At 62.3% G+C, this 1,342-nt stretch carries 1 protein-coding gene and 1 pseudogene; both read left to right on the plus strand.

Annotation, left to right across the window (positions count from 1 at the left end):
* Positions 1-381 (plus strand): annotated as a pseudogene (locus J2W49_RS25695) (methyl-accepting chemotaxis protein); the annotation flags it as partial.
* A gap of 70 nt (positions 382-451) precedes the next feature.
* On the plus strand, positions 452-1,342 hold an 891-nt coding region (locus J2W49_RS25700), incomplete at its 3' end, for an MCP four helix bundle domain-containing protein (protein ID WP_310322775.1).

Below are 1,342 nucleotides of genomic sequence, written 5' to 3' on the forward strand. Positions count from 1 at the left end.
GACCAGATGACGCAGCAGAACGCGGCGTTGGTCGAAGAGAGCGCGGCCGCAGCCGAGAGCCTCAAGGATCAGGCTCAGCGCCTGGCTCAGGTGATTCAAGTGTTCCGAACCGACGACACGGGCCTGGCTCAGGCGACGCCGTCGGTGCCATCAGGGAGTGTCAAGAAAGCGAGCGCCAGCAACCGTGGCGTCAACAAGGCGGGTGAACAGACCCCATCTAAGGCGGCTGCCAAGCCGTCCGCATCGTCTGCCACAGCCTCCAACCCCGTGGCTCAGCCTGCAGCGCTTCAGCGCCCGCAGTCGGTGACCACGTCCGCCTCGTCCACCAGTGCCAAAGCCTCAACCGCTGCCAGCACCGAAGGCGAGTGGGAAAGCTTCTGACCTGCCAGCATTGTTTGCTGATGGGCTGGAGGTCAATAAAACAACCCACTGAACTCCTGGAACCCATGCCATGTCCATCTCTCAACTCAAAATCGGTCAGCGACTCGCGCTGGCGTTCGCCAGCGTGCTGGCCTTGCTGGTCGCGCTCAGTGCGCTGGCCTGGTTCAGCCTGGAAGCGTCCAAGCAAGCCATGCAAGGCGTGGAACATTTGGAGCGGCGCGCTTCGGTGGCCGACCAGTGGGTGGCCAACACCCGTCTGAACGCCACCCGCGTGATTGCGCTGGCCAAGTCGAACAACAACACCGACGTGGACACCTTCTTCAAGCCTCTGATCGCGGAAACCACCACACGCATCAATGAGCTGCAAAAGACGCTGGACGCGGAAATCACCTCCGAGCAAGGCAAGGCCCTGCTGGCCGAGATCGGGCAGCGACGCAAGACCTACATCGACACCCGCAATGAGTTCTTCAAGACCCTGCTGGGCGGCGACAGCTTTGCGGCCGACAGCATGCTGGAGGCTGATCTCATGCCTGCCATCGATCGGTACCTGGAGAGCATGGGCAAACTTCAGCAACAAGAGCACGAGCTGGTGTCCAAGGCGGTGGCCGCTTCTGACGCCAGCATTCGCCAGCAGGAACTCATCATTCTGGTGCTCTCAGGTATCGCTCTCCTGATGGCTGCCCTGGTGGCATGGCGCATCACGCGCTCGATCACCGAACCGCTGAAGGAAGCCGTTTGCATCGCCACGGCCGTGGCCGGTGGTGACCTGAGCCAGAAGGTGGAGACCAAGCGCAAGGACGAGCTGGGCGAGTTGCTCAATGCGCTGGGTGCCATGAAGAATTCGCTGGTGAGCACGGTGAGCCAGGTGCGCAGCGCCACGGACAGCATCAACACGGCGTCGCTGGAGATTGCCTCGGGCAACCAGGACCTGTCTGCACGCACCGAACAGGCCGCGAGCAAC

The sequence above is a fragment of the Hydrogenophaga palleronii genome, from assembly GCF_031457455.1.
Classification (GTDB): Bacteria; Pseudomonadota; Gammaproteobacteria; order Burkholderiales; family Burkholderiaceae_C; genus Hydrogenophaga; species Hydrogenophaga palleronii_A.